Annotated in this window: 12 protein-coding genes and 1 riboswitch; all 12 genes read right to left on the bottom strand. The window is 28.6% G+C overall.

All coding sequences use genetic code 11. From position 1 onward, the window contains the following. Positions 1-5: 5 nt before the first annotated feature. Positions 6-1,046 carry a magnesium chelatase ATPase subunit I gene (locus tag KQI36_RS16275; RefSeq protein ID WP_216451814.1) on the bottom strand — a complete coding sequence of 347 codons (1,041 nt, stop codon included), beginning with the start codon at positions 1,044-1,046 and terminating at the stop codon, positions 6-8. 31 nt (positions 1,047-1,077) lie between these two features. Further along, positions 1,078-1,812 carry an ABC transporter permease gene (locus tag KQI36_RS16270; RefSeq protein WP_216451813.1) on the bottom strand — a complete coding sequence of 245 codons (735 nt, stop codon included), beginning with the start codon at positions 1,810-1,812 and terminating at the stop codon, positions 1,078-1,080. Continuing rightward, on the bottom strand, positions 1,812-2,651 hold the full coding sequence (locus tag KQI36_RS16265; protein ID WP_216451812.1) for an ABC transporter ATP-binding protein: 840 nt from the start codon (positions 2,649-2,651) through the stop codon (positions 1,812-1,814). The genes KQI36_RS16270 and KQI36_RS16265 overlap by 1 nt, the downstream gene beginning before the upstream one ends. After that, complete coding sequence (locus tag KQI36_RS16260) at positions 2,645-3,685, bottom strand: radical SAM/SPASM domain-containing protein (protein WP_216451811.1); 1,041 nt, start codon at positions 3,683-3,685, stop codon at positions 2,645-2,647. Before KQI36_RS16260 ends, KQI36_RS16265 begins: the two co-directional genes overlap by 7 nt. Next, positions 3,678-7,430, bottom strand: coding sequence for a cobaltochelatase subunit CobN (cobN, locus tag KQI36_RS16255; protein WP_216451810.1), 3,753 nt, complete (start codon positions 7,428-7,430; stop codon positions 3,678-3,680). Before cobN ends, KQI36_RS16260 begins: the two co-directional genes overlap by 8 nt. 45 nt (positions 7,431-7,475) lie before the next feature. Beyond that, positions 7,476-8,675, bottom strand: a complete 1,200-nt coding sequence (locus KQI36_RS16250) for an ABC transporter ATP-binding protein (protein WP_244991630.1) — start codon at positions 8,673-8,675, stop codon at positions 7,476-7,478. Next, positions 8,672-9,700: a FecCD family ABC transporter permease gene (locus KQI36_RS16245; protein ID WP_216451809.1), complete on the bottom strand. Its 1,029-nt coding sequence runs from the start codon at positions 9,698-9,700 to the stop codon at positions 8,672-8,674. Before KQI36_RS16245 ends, KQI36_RS16250 begins: the two co-directional genes overlap by 4 nt. A gap of 29 nt (positions 9,701-9,729) precedes the next feature. Beyond that, the gene (locus KQI36_RS16240; RefSeq protein ID WP_216451808.1) at positions 9,730-11,178 is read right to left on the bottom strand and encodes an ABC transporter substrate-binding protein; all 1,449 of its coding nucleotides are present in this window, start codon (positions 11,176-11,178) and stop codon (positions 9,730-9,732) included. Between the two features lie 134 nt (positions 11,179-11,312). Further along, a riboswitch (cobalamin riboswitch) is annotated at positions 11,313-11,484 on the bottom strand. A 258-nt stretch (positions 11,485-11,742) separates the two neighbouring features. Further along, on the bottom strand, positions 11,743-13,452 hold the full coding sequence (locus KQI36_RS16235) for a S8 family peptidase (RefSeq protein ID WP_216451807.1): 1,710 nt from the start codon (positions 13,450-13,452) through the stop codon (positions 11,743-11,745). Next, positions 13,453-15,270: a S8 family peptidase gene (locus KQI36_RS16230; protein ID WP_216451806.1), complete on the bottom strand. Its 1,818-nt coding sequence runs from the start codon at positions 15,268-15,270 to the stop codon at positions 13,453-13,455. It abuts the gene before it with no gap. A 146-nt stretch (positions 15,271-15,416) separates the two neighbouring features. Then, positions 15,417-16,610, bottom strand: a complete 1,194-nt coding sequence (locus tag KQI36_RS16225) for a pyridoxal phosphate-dependent aminotransferase (protein WP_216451805.1) — start codon at positions 16,608-16,610, stop codon at positions 15,417-15,419. Positions 16,611-16,952: 342 nt separating this feature from the next. Next, positions 16,953-18,245, bottom strand: a complete 1,293-nt coding sequence (locus KQI36_RS16220; RefSeq protein ID WP_216451804.1) for an NCS2 family permease — start codon at positions 18,243-18,245, stop codon at positions 16,953-16,955. Positions 18,246-18,399: the final 154 nt, after the last annotated feature.

Genomic DNA, 18,399 nt, shown 5'->3' with positions numbered 1-18,399 from the left:
CTTTCTTAAGCCATTGCTATTTCGTTAATTATTTCTTCAATCTTAGAAAAATTCATAACTCCTTCTTCAAATGGTTTTCTTCTCATTCTATGTGGAAGGGTTAATTTTGCTGATTCAATCATATCTTCACTAGTTACATTCTTTCTTCCATTTAATGAAGCTATAGTCATTGCTGTTTTTATCATACTTATATCTGCCCTATGACCATCTACATCCATTTCTATACTTATAGTTGCTGCCATTTGTAATATTTTTTCATCAAAAGTAACTTCTTTTAATATATCCTTTGCTTTTACAATTTTATCTCTTAATTTTTTTTGCTCTTCCTCATAACTTAATGTAAAACTTTCCTTATTGTTTTCATATTCTAATCTTCTTTTAATTACTTGAACTCTTTTTTCGCTATCCCTCTCACCTATTACATCAACTACCATACCAAATCTATCTAGAAGTTGCGGTCTTAAATCTCCTTCTTCTGGATTCATAGTACCTACAAGAATAAATTTAGCTGGATGTGAAAAAGACACACCTTCTCTTTCTATTGTGTTTACCCCCATAGCTGCTGAATCAAGTAAAACATCTACTACATGATCATCAAGAAGGTTTACTTCATCTACATAAAGAATATTTCTATTAGCATTAGCCAAAATTCCTGGTTCAAATTTCTTTTCTCCATTTTTAATTGCATATTCAATATCTAAAGTTCCTACAACTCTATCTTCTGTAGCACTAACTGGTAAATCTACCACTCTCATCTTTTCTTTTTTTTCTTTTAAAATTTCATTCTTTTCTATTTTTTCACTACATTCTATGCAAATATTACTTTTATTTTTAGGATCACATCCAAAAATACATCCTTCAACCTGTGACTTTTCTGGTAAAAGCTGTGCTAAGGCACGAACTGCTGTTGATTTAGCAGTCCCTTTTTCTCCTCTTATTAAAACACCTCCAAGAGATGGGTTTATAACATTAAGTATTAATGCCTTTTTCATGCTATCTTGACCAACAATTGCTGTAAATGGATAAATTTCTTTTGTGTTTTTCATTTTATAAGACTCCCTTCAAATATAAGCATTGTTATTCTGCTCTTTTACATTTCCTTGTTCCTATTAAAAATATAAATATAAAATATAAAATTAAAATAATAGGATGTATAATCATATTCATTAAATCCTCACTACTACTTCTTAATCCCAAACTAGTATGAGTTAGTGGTAATAACCATATAATATTCTTTATTATTAATGGCATTTTATCTAATGAAAAAAATGTTCCACATAAAAATGACATTGGTGTAATAACGAAGCTTGAAAACTTTGACATGTCACTATGTGAATTTATAAATACCCCTACTGTAAATCCTATTGCTGCGAAAACTAAACAATTAAGAATAATTATTAAAATAAAATAAAGATTTATTGTTATTCCTGCTTTAAAAATTATAGATAAAACTATTATCAATAATGCTGAATACATTCCCATTAATGCTCCAGCTACTATTTTTCCTAACGCATAATATGCTATAGAAATAGGCGCTATCATAAAAGTTTCAAAGGTTTTATAAAATATCCTTGATATATTAACTGAAGTTGCTGTATTATTATAACTTGATGTCATTGTAGTTAAAGCAATAATTCCTGGAATTACAAAATTAATATAAGCTTTGCCTTCTACAGTTACACCTCCACCAAGCCCCCATCCAAAGGCTATTAAATACAAAATAGGTGAAACCATTGATGCCAAAGTTATAGTCCAGAATTTACGTTTAAATAATATATATTCTTGCCATAAAATGCTTGTAAATGTTGACATTATGCTTCCACCTTTCTGTTAGTTAATTTAATAAATACATCTTCTAAATTTGAGGATCTAATATTCACATTTCCTTCTAATTTAGATGCAAATAAAGTAGCTTCTTCTCTTGTTTCAAAAAATTCTTCTTTAGTCTCTCCATTTTCAAAATACTCAACAGTAAATTTACCAACCTTTTCTATTAACTTTTGTGGAGAATCTAGTTCTATTAGACTTCCACCATCTATAAGCCCTACTCTATCGCATAAAACCTCAGCCTCTTCAATATAATGAGTTGTTAATAATACTGTTAACCCTTCATCTTTTAACCTTTTGAGCAAATCCCACATTTTTCTCCTTGCATTTGCATCAAGTCCTACTGTTGGTTCATCTAAAAGAAGTAAGTCCGGATTATGCATAAGTGCTATTGCTATCATAAGTTTTCTTTTCATTCCACCAGAATATCCTTTAACAATCTCATTAGACCTTTTAGTAAGTTCGGTAAACTCTAAAAGGTCCTCTATTCTTTTTTTTCTTATATGTTTAGGCATTTTATAAAGTCTTCCATGAAGCTCAAGATTTTCCCAAGCTGTCATTTCAACTTCTAAATTATTTCCTTGTGGTACTACACCTATTTTCTTTTTAACTCCTTGCAAATTTCTATTCATATTTTCATTATTTATAATAATATCTCCTGATGTAGGTGGAGTCAGTGTACTTATCATTCTAATGCTTGTACTCTTCCCAGCTCCATTAGGTCCTAAAAGTCCAAAGAATTCCCCTTTGCTAATTTGCAAATTTAACTTATTTACTGCCATTACATCGTTGTATTTCTTTGTGAGCTCTTTAATAACTAGCATTTTTCATACTCATCTCCACCCTGTTTAATTTCTTTTTTTACAATCTCAAAAGAGGTTTTTCTTAAAATACAATCCTCAATGTTTATTTCACTACTTTTACCATTTATAATGTCTCTTGCTGGACATGCTCCTACACAAATTTTTTCATATTTGCATATTTTACAACTTTCAGATTTATTATTAGTTATTCTAATCTCTCTTTGTGAAGATAAATTATAGATATTACCCATATAATATTTTTTATCTTTACTAAGAGAACCACAAGGATATAAACTTCCATCAGGATGTATTACCATAGAACCTCCATAGACTGCATGACAATAATCTGTACATATATTTTTTTCTGTAATTCTTTTTCTTGCATCCTCTATTTCTCTTATAATTATTTTTCTTCCGGTTAATTTATATAATTCAATGCTCCTATTGTATGCCTCTTTTAAATGTTTTTCTATCTGAGATGGAGTTGCCTTTTTTACCTCACCATTAGAAGCTCTTCCTGTTTCCCTTAATAAATCAAGGCCTATACCTCCAACGTTTCCTAAATATAAAGCTAAGTCTACAAGCTTATATAAATGTTTAATATTTTCATTGGTTACAACACAATTTAGATTTACCATTATACCTTCCTGTGCTAAAATTTTTATTCCATTTATAACATCCTTTGTTTTCCCTCTTAATTCTTCATTAATTCCTATAGTCCCATCTAAACTTACACCAAGAGATATATCCATTTTTTTAATTTCTTTAGCAATTTCACTATTTATTAAAGCTCCATTAGTTTGCATTTGAATTTTGATTTCCGGATTATTAATTCTTAAATAATTATATATATCTCTAACAAGATTAAAGTTTAAAAGTGGTTCACCTCCTGCTAATTGGAGTTTAAATTTAGACTTTGGTATTTCTAAAGCTTTTCTTGCTGTTTCAAATGTCATATATTCCTTTTTTTCTCCTGCATTTGCATAGCAGTATTTACATCTTAAATTGCAATCATTAGTCAACCATAGTACTAAAAACTTCACATTTTTAAACATAATCTTCTATATCCCCTTCTATGTCCATATATATCTGTCTTAATTTTTCTATACTTTCCTTATTTGCATTCCACATGCCTCTTTGATTAGCTTCTAACAATCTTTCAGCCATACTGTGTATAGCCCATGAATTTACACTTTTTATCCACTCTCTTTTTTCATCATCAAAAAGGTAAGTTTCACTTATTTTTTCATACATCCAATCTTCAACAACATCGGCAGTTGCATCCCATCCAAATACGAAATCTACCACACCTGAAATTTCTTGAGCACCTTTATATCCATGTATCTTAAGTCCCTCAAACCATTTGGGGTTTAAAATTCTACAGCGCATGATTCTTGCTGTTTCTTCTTTAACTTCTTTAACTTTAGTTCTAGATGGATCACTAGTATCTCCACAATAAGATTTAGGCATTTTTCCTGAAAAAGTTCTTACTGCTGCAATAAGACCTCCATGATAATTATAAAAATCATCACTATCAAGCATATCTATTTCTTGTGAAGATTCATTTTTAACAGTTACTTGTGCTAAAGACAGTCTTTTTGCAAATACATCTTTAAGTTTATCTCCATGAATTTTACGTCCATAAGCATGTCCACCCCATAATGCATATACATTTCCAAGGTCACTAACATCATTCCAATTTTTACTATTAATTAATGTATCTACACCAGCACCATATGTTCCTGGAGGACATCCAAAAATTCTTAAACTTGCTTGTTGTTGTGCTTTTTCAACTTCAACACCACTTTTAATTAAATCAGTAATTTCACTTAATATGTTTTTTCTTATATAGTTTGTATCATCACTTTCATCTAAGTTTGATGCAAGATTAACAGCATCCTCAACTAACTCAATAATATTAGGAAAAGTATCTCTAAAAAGACCGGATATTCTTAATGTAACGTCAATTCTTGGTCTTTTTAATTCTTCTAATGGTATAACTTCAAGTCCTATTACTTTATCTGTATCTCCTAACCATTTAGGCTTTATTCCCATTAAATAAAGAGCCTGTGATATATCATCTCCGCAAGTTTTCATAGTCTCTCCAGAATATACAATCATTACAACTGTTTCAGGATATTTTCCTTCATCATTTAAATATTTGCTTATTAAAGTATCACCAAGTTGTTTACCTACTTTCCATGATGCTCTAGTAGGAACTGAAGTTGGATCTATAGAATAAAAGTTTCTTCCTGTTGGTAATATATCTACTCTTCCTCTAGTTGGACTTCCTGAACCACCAGGTGGCACAAATTCTCCATTTACTGCATTTATAAAATATTTAATTTCATCTGTTGTAGAATTTAATTTATCTTTAACAACAGCACATGCATATTCTAATGTTTTACTTAAATCATTCAAATTACTTGTTTTTTCTTTAAAATATTTCTTTAATATCTCTTCAATAGTTTTAATTTCATAATTTGATTTATGAATCTTATTTATTATCTCTTTACTTATCTCTTCCATTTCATCTAATAACATTAAATTTGTTTTACCTGCATTATTGATTTCATATGGATTATTTTTTAAATATTCATACTCTAATCCATAAGCAATACAGATGCCTTCAATTAATGATAAAATATTACCATTAGGTATTCTTAAAAGTGCAGAAACTAAATTTTCGAATCTTTCTCCTTCTGGAACTTTACCAAAAATATGTAAACCATCTTTTATTAAAGAGTTTTTGATTTCTTCAATCCAACCATGAAAACGTTCCATAAACAGATTAAAATCATTTTGTATTTCTTCTTTACTCATATTTAAATCCATATGATAATTATTTTTTATAACTAAATCTACTATCTCATCTTCTATATGTTTTACTTTTGTATTATCTCCTTGTTTTGAGTGATAGTACTGCTTTATTAAATCATCAATATTTTCCATTTCATCATAAGTCCCACTTTGCATAAGTGATGGAATAAGGTGATCTAAAATCACTCCATTTCCTCTTCTTTTCACCTGAATTCCTTCACCTACAACATTTATACTATAAGGATAAATATGAGGCATATCATCAATTACAATATCTGTGTAACAATCTTTCGAAAGTCCAACTTCTTTTCCAGGAAGCCATTCTAACGTACCATGTGTTCCAATATGCGCAATTACATCAGCTTTAAATACATTTTTTACCCACTTGTAAAAAGCTATATATTGGTGAGGTGGAACAATATCTGTACTATGATAAACTTCATCTGCCTTTTCTTCATATCCCCTTGGTGGTTGAAGTCCTATAAATATATTTCCGTTAATAATACCTGGTATTGGGAGTTTATCATTAAATACCATAAATTCCCCAGGTGGAGTATCCCAATCATGTGTCATTTTATTCTGAACCTTTTCGGAAAGATTAGAAAACCATTTTCTATATAAATTACCCTCTATTATATCTACACTCTTTTCTATAGCCTTTTCTGGTGATAGCCATCTCATATCATTACTTACAGCATCAATAATTCTATTTATTATTTCATCACCATTTTCAAAATCATACTCTGTATATACATCCTCACTTTTTAATTTTTCTACTATATTAAATACAGTAGCAGGAGTATCTAATCCAAAAGCACAACCAATCATATCATTTCTTGGTGGCATATTATGAAAAATTATTGCTACTTTCTTATTTTTATTTTCCATAACTCTAAGCTTTGCCCAATTTAAAGCTAACCTACAGACTTTATTAATTCTTTCTTTGATTGGCTTAAATACTAATTTTTCTCCTATTTCATCTTTTACTTTTTCGCAATAAGATGTAGTTACAGTAATTATTTGTCCATCAAATTCTGGATAATAAACACTTCCTGTAAGTGACATCATGTCAACACCTTGCAAAGAGTTTTCCCAATTTTCAAAATTTTGATAAGTATTTAATCCTTGAAATACTGGAACTTTTATATTTTCAAATATACTTTTATCCACTACAGTTGTACCATCTCCAGGCTTGCTTAATATACTTTGAGAATATCCTATAGTATTTATAATTGCATCAACTTGAGATTCACCATCTTTCATCAATATATTATCAACAACCCATTGAAATCCCTTGCATCCAATAGATGGATTAGGAGAACTAGCTGAATATACTGCTAATGGTTGACCCTGTAAGTTTTCTATCTCCTTTATAAATCTATCAATATGTTCTACATTATTTTCATGCATATATTTGCTATAAAATAAAATAGCAATAATAGGCTTTTCAGTCTTTCTTAAATTTTCTATATATTCTTCATAGTTTTCTATATTTTTTCCAGGATAATATATACCCTCCCATCTAGGACATTTAGGTGGATTAACTTTATAATTTTTTTTGCCTAAATTTTTAGCCAAATGTAATATCATATTTTCTAAATTTTCAGTATTTCCTATTAAAAAATAGTTTAGTATACTTATGTATTCATCTTTGGAAATTGATGATTTTTTAAATAATTCATTGTTTTCATCATCTATACCTGAATGAATAAAGAATTTCTTTTTCCCTTGATACTTGTCCATTATTTTATTTAAGCTTTTAAAGTAACTTATTCCACCATGTGCTGTGATAAAAATTATATCTGAACATTGAATTTCTCTCATGCACCTATTAAATTCTTCTTTATTTTCATCTATTGTATATGTGTCCATAAACTCTATAGAAATTTCATTATTATATATTTTTTGAAGTGACATATTTACTTCTTTTAATTTGTATGATGAATCCATTGGAGACATTATAAATAAAAGTCTAAACATTATAACCCTTCACCTCCTGAAATATACGCTACTGCGTTTATTAAATTATTTTTTAGTTATCATATAACATTCATCTAAAAGCTCTAATATACTATTTATATTTTTAATATTTTTATAACAATCACTAAATAGTCTCATAGTCTCATATTTATTTCTTAAAGATAAAACTATCTTTTTTCTTCTTATAGCTTCTCTAATAATTTCAGCATTTAATTTATTTATCCCCTGAAGGCTTGACCCAGAATCTATAACTATATTTACATCATTCAATGCATTATTAGCATAAATTACATCCTTTTCTTTGATTTCTTCATAGGGCTTGGCACTATAAATTTCTAATCCCATAGTCCTTGCTACTTCATAATCAATATCATTTTCATAAAGTATTCCTGTTGAAATTCCTATATATCGTTTAGTAAGAGCTCTATATATTGGAGAAGCCTTACCACATCCACCAAGTATAAACACTTCAGGTTTACATTTATTTTTAATTTCTACAGAGCCCAATAAATTATTATAATTATTTTCCATACCATATAGATTGTTTATTACTTTTTCATCTACTACATCTTCTGGAGTTCCATATGCCAACATAGAATTATCTTTTATTAAAACTACTTTATCACAACTTTTAATAGCAATATCTATTTCATGTAAGCAAACTATGACTGCTATATTTTTTTTCTTGCTAAGCTCTTTTAAAATATCCATAAGTTCTAATCTATGTCTTATATCCAAATGAGTTGTCGGTTCGTCTAATATAATAATTTCTGGTTCTTGAACTAGTGCTCTTGCCACTAAAACTTTTTGTTTTTCTCCATCACTTAATTCATTAAAATATCTTTTTTTTAAATGTTCTGCATTTACAACTGATAAAGCTTCTAATATTTTTTCATTATCATTTTCATTAAGTCGTCCAAAAAAACCAGTATGAGGATACCTTCCCATGGATACGATTTCATATACAGTAGTTAACTCTCCTGAAAATTTATTTGTTAAAACTAATGCTAATTTTTTAGCAAGTTCCTTTTTATCAATTTTATCTATACTTTCATTTTTTAAATAAACTTCCCCATCAATAGTCTTTAAAAGCGTTGAAAGAGTTCTTAATACTGTAGTTTTTCCAGCTCCATTTGCTCCTAAAAAGCAAAGTATTTCGCCTTTATTTACTTGTATCTCAACATTTTTAACTACAACTTTTTTATCATAACCAACAGATAAATTCTTAGTTTCTAACATCATCATATAGTACTCCTCCTTTTAAGTATAAGGAAAATAACTATTGGTGCTCCAATAAAAGAAGTTATAGCACTTATTGGTAGTTCAATTGGTGCAAAAATAGTTCTAGCAATCAAATCACAAATAGATGTTACTATTCCTCCTAATATTATTGTTCCTGGCACAAGAACTTTATTATCTGTGGTTTTAAATATAAGTCTTGAAATTTGCGGAACTGCCAAGCCAATAAATGCAACTGGACCTGAAAATGCAGTTACAACTGAAGCTAAAATACTTGAAATTGCTACAATGGCTATACGAAATTTTTTAATTTTCACACCCATACTTTTAGCATAATCTTCACCTAATAAAAATGCATTTAAAGGTTTTATAATAATCATACTTAATAGTATAGCTGGTATTCCTATGATCATTAAAGCTCTAACTTGTTCCCATGTAAATCCTGAAAAACTCCCCATTCTCCAAATTGTAAATCCCTGAAGTTTTTCCTTATCAGCAAAAGCTGTTAATACACTTGTAACTCCACTGCATAAATATCCAAACATCATACCTATTACCAATAATGTAACTACACTTTTTACTTTTCCTGCAAAAATAATTACTATACACATAACTATTAATGAACCTATAAAGGCTGCTGCTACTAACATAAAAGGAGAAATACTTTCAAATCCAAAGCTTAGACCTCCCAGCATAATAATCCCAACAGCAAGAGAAGCTCCTGATGATACTCCTAAAACATAAGGCTCAACTATAGGATTTTTAAAAAATATTTGAAGTAATAATCCTGAACAAGCTAATGCTGATCCTCCTATTACTGTAGCTAATGCCCTTGGAAATCTAATATTCCAAACTATATCATAAAAAGGGTCATCTATAACATATTTATTAAATAAAATATTACCTACATTTAAAGCTCCTATTTTTACAGATCCAAAACAAATACAAAAAGTTAATGTTAAAAATAGTGCTACTATTAATACAGAAAAAATAATTGTATATTTAACTCTAGATTTCTTTATAAATTCCATATTTCTCTCCAATATTAGTTTTAAATTCTTTATTCTTTATAATTAACATAGTGTTTTATATCTTCACCTATAGAACCTGGATGGAATATTTCCATTAAATCTATAATAAGTTCATCTGTTTTGTCTATTGATTGATAGTAATCTGGAGCAAAACACCAAACTTTTTTATTTTTAACTACATCAAGTTTCTCAAGGATAGGAGCTTGTTCAATAACATTTTTCAATGTCGGTGTATAGTTTGTAGTAGAAGAATACATAAATATATCTGCATCATTAGCCTTTGCATATAACTCTTCTATGCTTATGTTCCCGCTTCCTATTCCATCATCTTTAAACATATATTCTCCGCCAGCCATTTCTATCATCTTTGCAACATATGAATCACCTTTAGGTATATATACTTTTCCTTTACTTATTGTTGCCCATACAATTTTAGGCTTATCTTTTCCCTCTATATTTTTGCTTGCGGCCTTAACTTTTTCTATAGCTTCATTAAATTGCTTTTCTGATTCTTCCTCTTTATCATAAAATGCACTCATTAATTTAGCCCATTCCATTCTTCCGTAAGGATTTTCTTCTAAATATTCATTATCAACTACATAATTTATATTCAGTTCCTTTAGCTTTTCAATAAGCTTTTGTTGTCCTGATGGCCCAGTATACACAACTGCCAGATCCGGTTTTATCATAGATATTTTCTCATAATCTGGTGAATCTCCTCTTCCAACAAACTCTATATCACCCTTTTCCATTCCATTTTTTATCTCATCTATGCTCCAATTTTTAGCTTCTGTAGTTACAGCTTTAACACTATTAAGAGCACCTATTGATCTTAATAAGCATGCTTGAGTTGTAGAACCTAGTAAAACATTATCTATTGGAGTATTAATTACTATTTCATTTTTATATTCTTTTGGAACTTCTTTTCCTTGTGGAACTAAAATCAAAGTTCTATTTTCTCCATCAGTTATTTTTTTAATGCCACCTTTCAAATACTTAACACTAAAAGCCTTTGTATACTCTAATGGCATTTCTGTTTTTATGTTTAATTCTTTGTTTTCTTTATTATATGTAAATCTAGCATCTACAGCTTCATTAAGAAAGTCCATTATAACGTATACATCATCATTTTCTTTTTTTATTTTATCCTTTAGATTTATAACTGTAGAATTTATTTTTGCTTCATCATTTTCTAAATTTATAGTTATAACATCTTCTTTATTTTTAACTGTTACTGTATTTTTTTCTAATAAAAACTCTCCTTTTAAATAATTAGTAGTATCTTTTAAAGATACATATACTTTTTCATCTTCTAATTTTGTTTTAACTTTACTTTCACTTTTTTGATTATCTACAACTACATTAGATGTTGTAGATGCTGAATTCAAACTAGAGCAACCAGCAAATCCTACGCTTATTACTGTACATAATGTAATACTTAATATTGTCTTTGTAATTTTTTTGTTTAATCTTAACATTTTTTCCCCCTAAAAACTTATTTATATAATTTTAAATAAAAAAACCTCTGAAAAACAGAGGTTATATATCCAATAAAAATAAACATTAAAATAATATTTATTATTTTTTACACACCCAATTTCCCTCCGAAATCTATGACATAATATATTAGGCAGGTCTCCTGACTCACGGCTTAACCTTAATCATCCTTCCCAGTATTACCAGTGGATTTGATTTCGTATCCGTATACAGTAGCGGGGGCTGTAGTGGATTTTCACCACTTTCCCTATTATACCTATAAAGGTACCCAACATACACACTATTAAATTTTTTATTTCAAGCACTTTCATTATATTCTTAAATTTTACATTTTTCAAGCTATTTTTCATTTTTTTCTTAAATATACCATGTTTTCATTAAAAAATTTTAATTATTTTACAGTTTTTATATTTAATAAATAATAAATTTCATTTATTACTTTATATTTTTACAGTATAATTATATAACCATAATATTGAGAAATTAAAAAACTATAGATTATCCTCTAACTTTCGTATTTTTTATAATTTTCATCCTAATAACTTTTATATCATATTTTCAAATATAAGAGGTATATTTAATATACCATACCCCCATTGTGGGTTAGGATAACTATCTCCTTTTCGTTTAACCGTTCCTCTAGCAAGATATGTTTTTAAAGTTTGATTATGCATATAAGTATCATTTCCTTCAACAATACCCCATTGAAAAAGCATAGCACAAGCTCCTGCAGTTATAGCCGCTGATACACTTGTTCCATTTACAATATCTACTTTATTATTTAAACCTACTGTTAATGCATTAACTCCCCCTGCCGCTACATCTATTATGCTTACATAGGAATCTACAAAGCCCATTCCTGAATATTTTAAAGCGTTATTATTATTTTGATCATATGCTGCAGTAGTAATCATACCTAAAGCATTACTTGGATTGGTTATTGTACCATAAGGGTCAGCTAAACTAAATTTAGTTTCTCCAATAGTTATTCCTTTTTGAGGTATCCATGCATTATATTTTCCACTTAATATAACATCCCCTGTAAGATTAAATTTCCATATACCTGGTTGAAGGTCATAAAATCTAATTCTTATTAATTCATCTCCAGTATTCTCTTCAGGCAAATAATAATTAATTTTTACGGAAGTTTTTTCAAATATAAATTTATAAGAAATAGTTGTATTAATTAATGGGTTAATAATTCCAGTATTTTCTCCAGATGGAGATATAATTTCTAAAGACATTATATTAGCCAAATCAATCCAGAATTCTACCCATAATTGATTTTGTTTTGAGTCCACTTCTAGTTCCACAACTTCAGTTTTTCCATATTGTACAATACCAGATGTGTGAGTTCCATTTCCTCTTTCATTTCCTGTGCCTGAAACCATTGCGATACTACTATTTAAACATATTAATTCTATAAATTGTTCTAATATTCCTGGTTTTTTATGATTTCCTAAGTTAGTACCTAATGGAAAATATATAACCATAGGTTTGTTACTTTCTAAAGCATAATTATATAAAAACTCTAATGCTACAAAAATAGATGTTATATTAAAAACAGGTATATCAACATTAAATTGCTTTTTATATGAAATATCTTCTATTAATTTTACAATAACAAAATTACACTCTGGAACGACACCTTTTAAATTTGGATTTTTACCAGTTCCTCCAATTATTCCAGTCATATTAGTTCCATGACCTATTTTATCCTTACTTGGTACTATATCATAAGGTGATTTTCCTTCTCTATTAGCATTTATAGCACTTTGAATTTGTTTTTTTTCATATAAAGTACCAAAAGGTACTTTCTTATTAGGCTGACTTTCAAATATTGTTTGATCAAAAATACACTCTATTCTTGTTTTCCCACTTGAATCCATAAACTCTTCATTCAAATAATCGATACCTGTATCAATAATTGCTAAATTAACCCCATTACCAGTCAAACTTAAAGGAAGAGTTAATTGTAACACTCTAGCTTGAGCTGCATCTACAGGTGCTACTGCTTGAAGTGTATACATATCAGCTGGTTTAATATAAACAATAGTTGAATTTTCTTCTTGAATATTATTAAAATCTAAATTACTTAATATAGATACTATTGCATACTTGCTATTAATTATAGTAAGATAGACATCTTCATATTTGGATAACTCTTCTTCTACTTTGCCTTGATATTGCACAATATAATGATTATAATTTACATCTTTAAAAATTTTTTCTGGGGTAGTATTATTTTTTTCCATTTAATCCTCCCTAAATTCCTGTGGCATTCTTATGAATAAATCACCAATATTATACTGTAAAATGTTATTTTTCATACTTCTATAATTTCCTTTATACAATCGTCCAATTATATTAAATATACCTAATAAATCTAATGCACCATAACCAATATCTCTATTAGGAAATTTATATATTGGATTTTTATAAGCTCCATATATTAAATAACTTTTAACCTTAGTTGAATACATAGTAGTATCATTTCCATTAACAATCCCCCATTGTAATAGTAATGCACACGCTCCTGCTATTATTGAAGTAGCTGCTGAGCTTCCTGACATAGTAACAACTTGCTTTAAAGGGTCTACAGTTAAAACATTACTTCCAATAGTAGCTAAATCAGGATTAGGCATATTATTAGTATTAAATCCTTTACCTGAAGATGCTAAAATCCCATTATTTTCTCCATAATAAGTAGATGTAATCACTCCTAATGATGTTGATGGAACTGTTAAAGTACTATATGGATCTGGGTTTAAAAATTCTGTTCCTTTTGGTAGAGTTATTGATGGAGGTAGCCAAATATCATATCTACCATCAACTATATAATCACCTATTAAATTAAACTCCCATATACCCGGTTTTATATCTTTAAAAACAATATTTATAACTTGATGACCTGTAAAATGCTCTGGATCATAATAATTAATATTAACTGCAGTATTCACATAATAAAATTTAAAATCTACTTTATTGTGTTTTTTAGATTTAATAAATTTTGTTTCCTCACCACTAGGAGACTTTATATTTAAAGATGCTCTATTAGGTTGGCTTACCCATATATTCATAGAAAACAATTTAATTTCTCTTGGTATATTTAATTCTATTTTTTCTACACTTTCATCACTTTTAATATAGCCGGACACATGGCCTTTACTGTTACCTTCATTTCCTACACCAGTCACTAAAGCAATTCCTCTGATACTTCCAAGCCCTGTTAAATATCTGCAAATTAAGCTTAGCCCATCATGTGTGCCTTCTGTAGTTCCTACAGCAAAGAATATAACCATAGGTTTTTTAAATTTTTGAAACATTCTTCTTAAATATTCCAATCCAGCTACTATTTCTGGAGTATCGTAAACTGGAATATCTTCTATTTTATTTTCTCTTAATCTTTTTTTTAAATTAGCTGATTGAGCAAGTTTTACAACAACAAATTCGCAATCCTCCGCTACTCCTTTAAAATTTTTATTATACCCACGGGCTCCTATAATACCAGCACACTTAGTTCCATGTCCTACTTCATCTATTGATGGTACTATTTTATATGGATCTTCATTATTTTTATGTGCCTTAATTGCATTATTTATCTCCTCGTTATAATATACAGCTCCTATATAATCAACTCCATCTTCTGTTTTCCCCATATTATCAATTGTTTGATCCCATATGCTAAGTATTCTTGATGTACCATCTTCTCTTATAAACTCTTCATTTAAATAATCTATTCCTGTATCAATAATACCTACTATTATATCTTTGCCTGTTAAAGATATATATGAATTATTTTTCACAGTTTGTATGTTATCTGCATAATCTGGAGAAATATCTTGTAATATAAATGTGCTTCTGAAATCTATATAAATAATTGATGGAACATCTTGTTTTAATTTCTCTAAGTTTTCAAATTCAACAACTACTATCGCAAGACTATTATTAATTGCATATCCACAAGCATAAGAAACTTTGTTTATTTCTTTTGTAAAATCTCCTCTATACTCTACTAAAAAATGATATGCATCCTCATCATAATATAAATTACACTTATTTAAGCTTGCCATGATTATCTCCCTATCACCTTTATTACATATACTATTATTTATATTTTCTATTTACTACTTTAATACTTTATATTAAAAATATTCACTTTAAACATATAAAAAAAAGCCTTCCTATAAGTTCAAATTAGGAAAGCTTTTTTCATATATTACTTATTTAATTTTAAATATTCATTTAATCCTTCTTTTAATATTCTTGCTGCATCTTCTAATGTTTCTTTTTCTAATACATAAGCTAGTCTTATTTCGTCTTTTCCAAGCCCTTCTGTTCCATAGAAACCTTCTGCTGGACAAGGCATTACTGTTTTCCCATCTATTTCAAAGTCCTTTAATAACCACTTTACAAAATCATCGGCGCTTTCAACTGGTAGTTTAGCCATTATATAAAATGCTCCTGTTGGTTTTTTGCATACTACTCCAGGAACTTTTATAAGTTCATTATATAAAACATCTCTTCTTTCTCTATATTCTTCATTAACTTCTTTTAAATAAGAAGATGGAGTTTTATAAAGCTCAACCGCTCCTATTTGCTCTAATGTTGGAACTGATAACCTTGCTTGACATAATTTTAAAAGTTCTGTCATAACAGTTTTATTCTTAGATGCTATAGAACCTATTCTTGCCCCACATGCACTATATCTTTTAGAAACGCTATCAACTATTATAACTCTATCTTCTGCTGCCTGTATATTTCCAAAGCTAGTGTACTCTCCTTCATATACAAACTCTCTATAAACTTCATCTGCTATTACCCATAAATCTTTTTCTTTTGCTATTTCAGCTATCATTTGAATTTCTTCTTTAGTGTAAACAACTCCTGTTGGATTTCCAGGATTTGATAAAAGTATAGCAGAAGTATTTTCATCTATTTTAGCTAATATTTCTTCTTTTTTAGGTAGGTGAAAACCATTTTCTGCATAAGTTGTAACTGGTCTTATAGTAACACCAACTGCATTTGCAAAACTGCTATAATTTGAATAAAATGGCTCTGGAACTATTATATTGTCACCTTCATCACATATTGTTAACATAGCAAATAGCAATGCTTCACTACCACCGTTTACTATTAATATTTCATCTTTATTAAATTTGATATTATATCCTTCATAATACTTTTGTATAGCTTCTATTAACTCTGGTAATCCCTCTGATAATGCATATTCTAAAACTTCTTCTTTATGGTTTCTTATAGCATCTACAAATCCTTGTGGAGTTTTAATATCAGGTTGTCCTATATTTAAATGATATACCTTTTTACCATTTTTCTTAGCTTCTGCTGAATAAGTTAAAAGTTCCATTATTGTGGATGCTTCAACATTTCCTATTCTTTTTGATATTTTCATTTGTTATTCCTCCTATATTCCTATACGATTTCAAATTAATATATTTTTTTATATTTTTATATAGTTTTATATTTTATACCTTGTTTAAAATTTGAGACAATTTAAAATTCAATATGTTTAATATTTTAAACAAAATTTTAATGTATGTAAAGGTATAATTTTATTTAATTTTATCATATTTGTTTTAATATGTCATTTAAAATACAAATGCTACGAATTGAGTTTATTTTTAAAATCTTTGGATATTTCATTTTAATTAATTATATTAATTAAAATGAAAATAACCAGTTAAAAGATAAGGGCTTAATTTATCTTTTACTGGCTATTTTTATTTTATATGTATTATATCAAAAACTTTAACAGAAATATTATTCCTATTATAACTGTTGTTATACTTATGTCTTTATGTTTTCCAGAACACAATTTTAATAATATGTATGATATTACACCAAAAACTATACCATCTGATATTGAGTATGAAAATGGCATCATTATAATTGTCAAAAATGCCGGTATAGCTTCAGTATAGTCGTCTAAATCTATGTCTTTTATAGGTTCTATCATAAATAATCCTACTAATACTAATGCAGAAGCTGTTACCGCTGGTGTTATTACAGCAAATACTGGTGAGAAGAATAACGCTAAGAAAAACATTACTGCTGTAGAAACTGCTGTTAATCCTGTTCTTCCACCTTCAGCAACTCCTGATGCACTTTCAACGAAGGTACTAACTGTACTAGTTCCTAAACAAGCTCCTAAAGTTGTTCCTATTGCATCTGAAAAAAGTGCTTTTTTAATATTAGGAACTTTTCCATTCTCATCTAACATTTTAGCTTTTGTAGCTACTCCAACTAAAGTTCCTATTGTATCAAACATATCCATAAATAACAATGTAAATAATACAATAACCATGTCTAAAGAAACTATGTTATGCCATTCAAAAGCAAACATTGAAGACGAAATTGATGGTGGCATACTTACAATATTAGATGGCATATGAGTAATTCCCATAGGTATACCAATTACTGCTGTAAGAAGCATTCCTATAAATAGTGCCCCTTTTATGTTTCTAGTTAATAATATCGATGTTAGTATTACACCTATTATTGCTAAAAGCCCTTGACCTGAAATAATATTTCCAAGTGCAACTATTGTTCCACCACCATCTGGATGAACTACTATCCCAGCTCCTTCAAGCCCTATTAATGCTATTAATAGACCTATACCTACTGATATTCCTTTTTTAATATTTTCTGGTATTGAATCCACAATTGCTTCACGAACATTAAATAACGTCAAAAATATAAATATTAATCCTTCTAAAAATACTGCCGTTAATGCAAATTGATAAGAATATCCCATGCCTTTAACTATAGTAAAAGCAAAGAATGCATTTAATCCCATTCCTGGTGCCTGTGCAAAAGGCAATTTTGCATAAAGCCCCATTATAAGTGTTGCTATTACTGCTGACAATGCAGTTGCTGTAAATACTGCTCCAGAATCCATACCTGCTACTGACAGAATAGATGGGTTAACTATTAAAATATACGCCATTGTCATAAATGTAGTCATTCCCGCTATTATCTCTGTCTTAACATTAGTATTGTTCTCTTTAAGCTTAAAATACTTTTCCATATCTATCACTCACTTTACCTTTTTTTGAACACGCTTATTATAATAGCATAATTCTTTTTAAGTGAAAAGAGTTTTTGCGAATATTTTTTTATTTTTTATAGAAATAATCTGTTTTCATACGTTCTTTCTTTTAATTTTTTTAATAAATTTCTGC

It is taken from the genome of Clostridium senegalense, from assembly GCF_018916625.1.
GTDB classification, from domain to species: Bacteria; Bacillota; Clostridia; order Clostridiales; family Clostridiaceae; genus Clostridium_J; species Clostridium_J senegalense.
This window is presented reverse-complemented; position numbering and strand designations above follow the sequence as displayed.

What these genes read in the sequence shown, in the direction of transcription:
- KQI36_RS16220 (WP_216451804.1), bottom strand. Translation starts at nt 18,245, where the DNA reads ATGGAAAAGTATTTTAAGCTTAAAGAGAACAATACTAATGTTAAGACA.
- KQI36_RS16235 (WP_216451807.1), bottom strand. Translation starts at nt 13,452, where the DNA reads ATGGAAAAAAATAATACTACCCCAGAAAAAATTTTTAAAGATGTAAAT.
- cobN (WP_216451810.1), bottom strand. Translation starts at nt 7,430, where the DNA reads ATGTTTAGACTTTTATTTATAATGTCTCCAATGGATTCATCATACAAA.
- KQI36_RS16265 (WP_216451812.1), bottom strand. Translation starts at nt 2,651, where the DNA reads ATGCTAGTTATTAAAGAGCTCACAAAGAAATACAACGATGTAATGGCA.
- KQI36_RS16250 (WP_244991630.1), bottom strand. Translation starts at nt 8,675, where the DNA reads ATGATGATGTTAGAAACTAAGAATTTATCTGTTGGTTATGATAAAAAA.
- KQI36_RS16275 (WP_216451814.1), bottom strand. Translation starts at nt 1,046, where the DNA reads ATGAAAAACACAAAAGAAATTTATCCATTTACAGCAATTGTTGGTCAA.
- KQI36_RS16245 (WP_216451809.1), bottom strand. Translation starts at nt 9,700, where the DNA reads ATGGAATTTATAAAGAAATCTAGAGTTAAATATACAATTATTTTTTCT.
- KQI36_RS16240 (WP_216451808.1), bottom strand. Translation starts at nt 11,178, where the DNA reads ATGTTAAGATTAAACAAAAAAATTACAAAGACAATATTAAGTATTACA.
- KQI36_RS16270 (WP_216451813.1), bottom strand. Translation starts at nt 1,812, where the DNA reads ATGTCAACATTTACAAGCATTTTATGGCAAGAATATATATTATTTAAA.
- KQI36_RS16260 (WP_216451811.1), bottom strand. Translation starts at nt 3,685, where the DNA reads ATGTTTAAAAATGTGAAGTTTTTAGTACTATGGTTGACTAATGATTGC.
- KQI36_RS16225 (WP_216451805.1), bottom strand. Translation starts at nt 16,610, where the DNA reads ATGAAAATATCAAAAAGAATAGGAAATGTTGAAGCATCCACAATAATG.
- KQI36_RS16230 (WP_216451806.1), bottom strand. Translation starts at nt 15,270, where the DNA reads ATGGCAAGCTTAAATAAGTGTAATTTATATTATGATGAGGATGCATAT.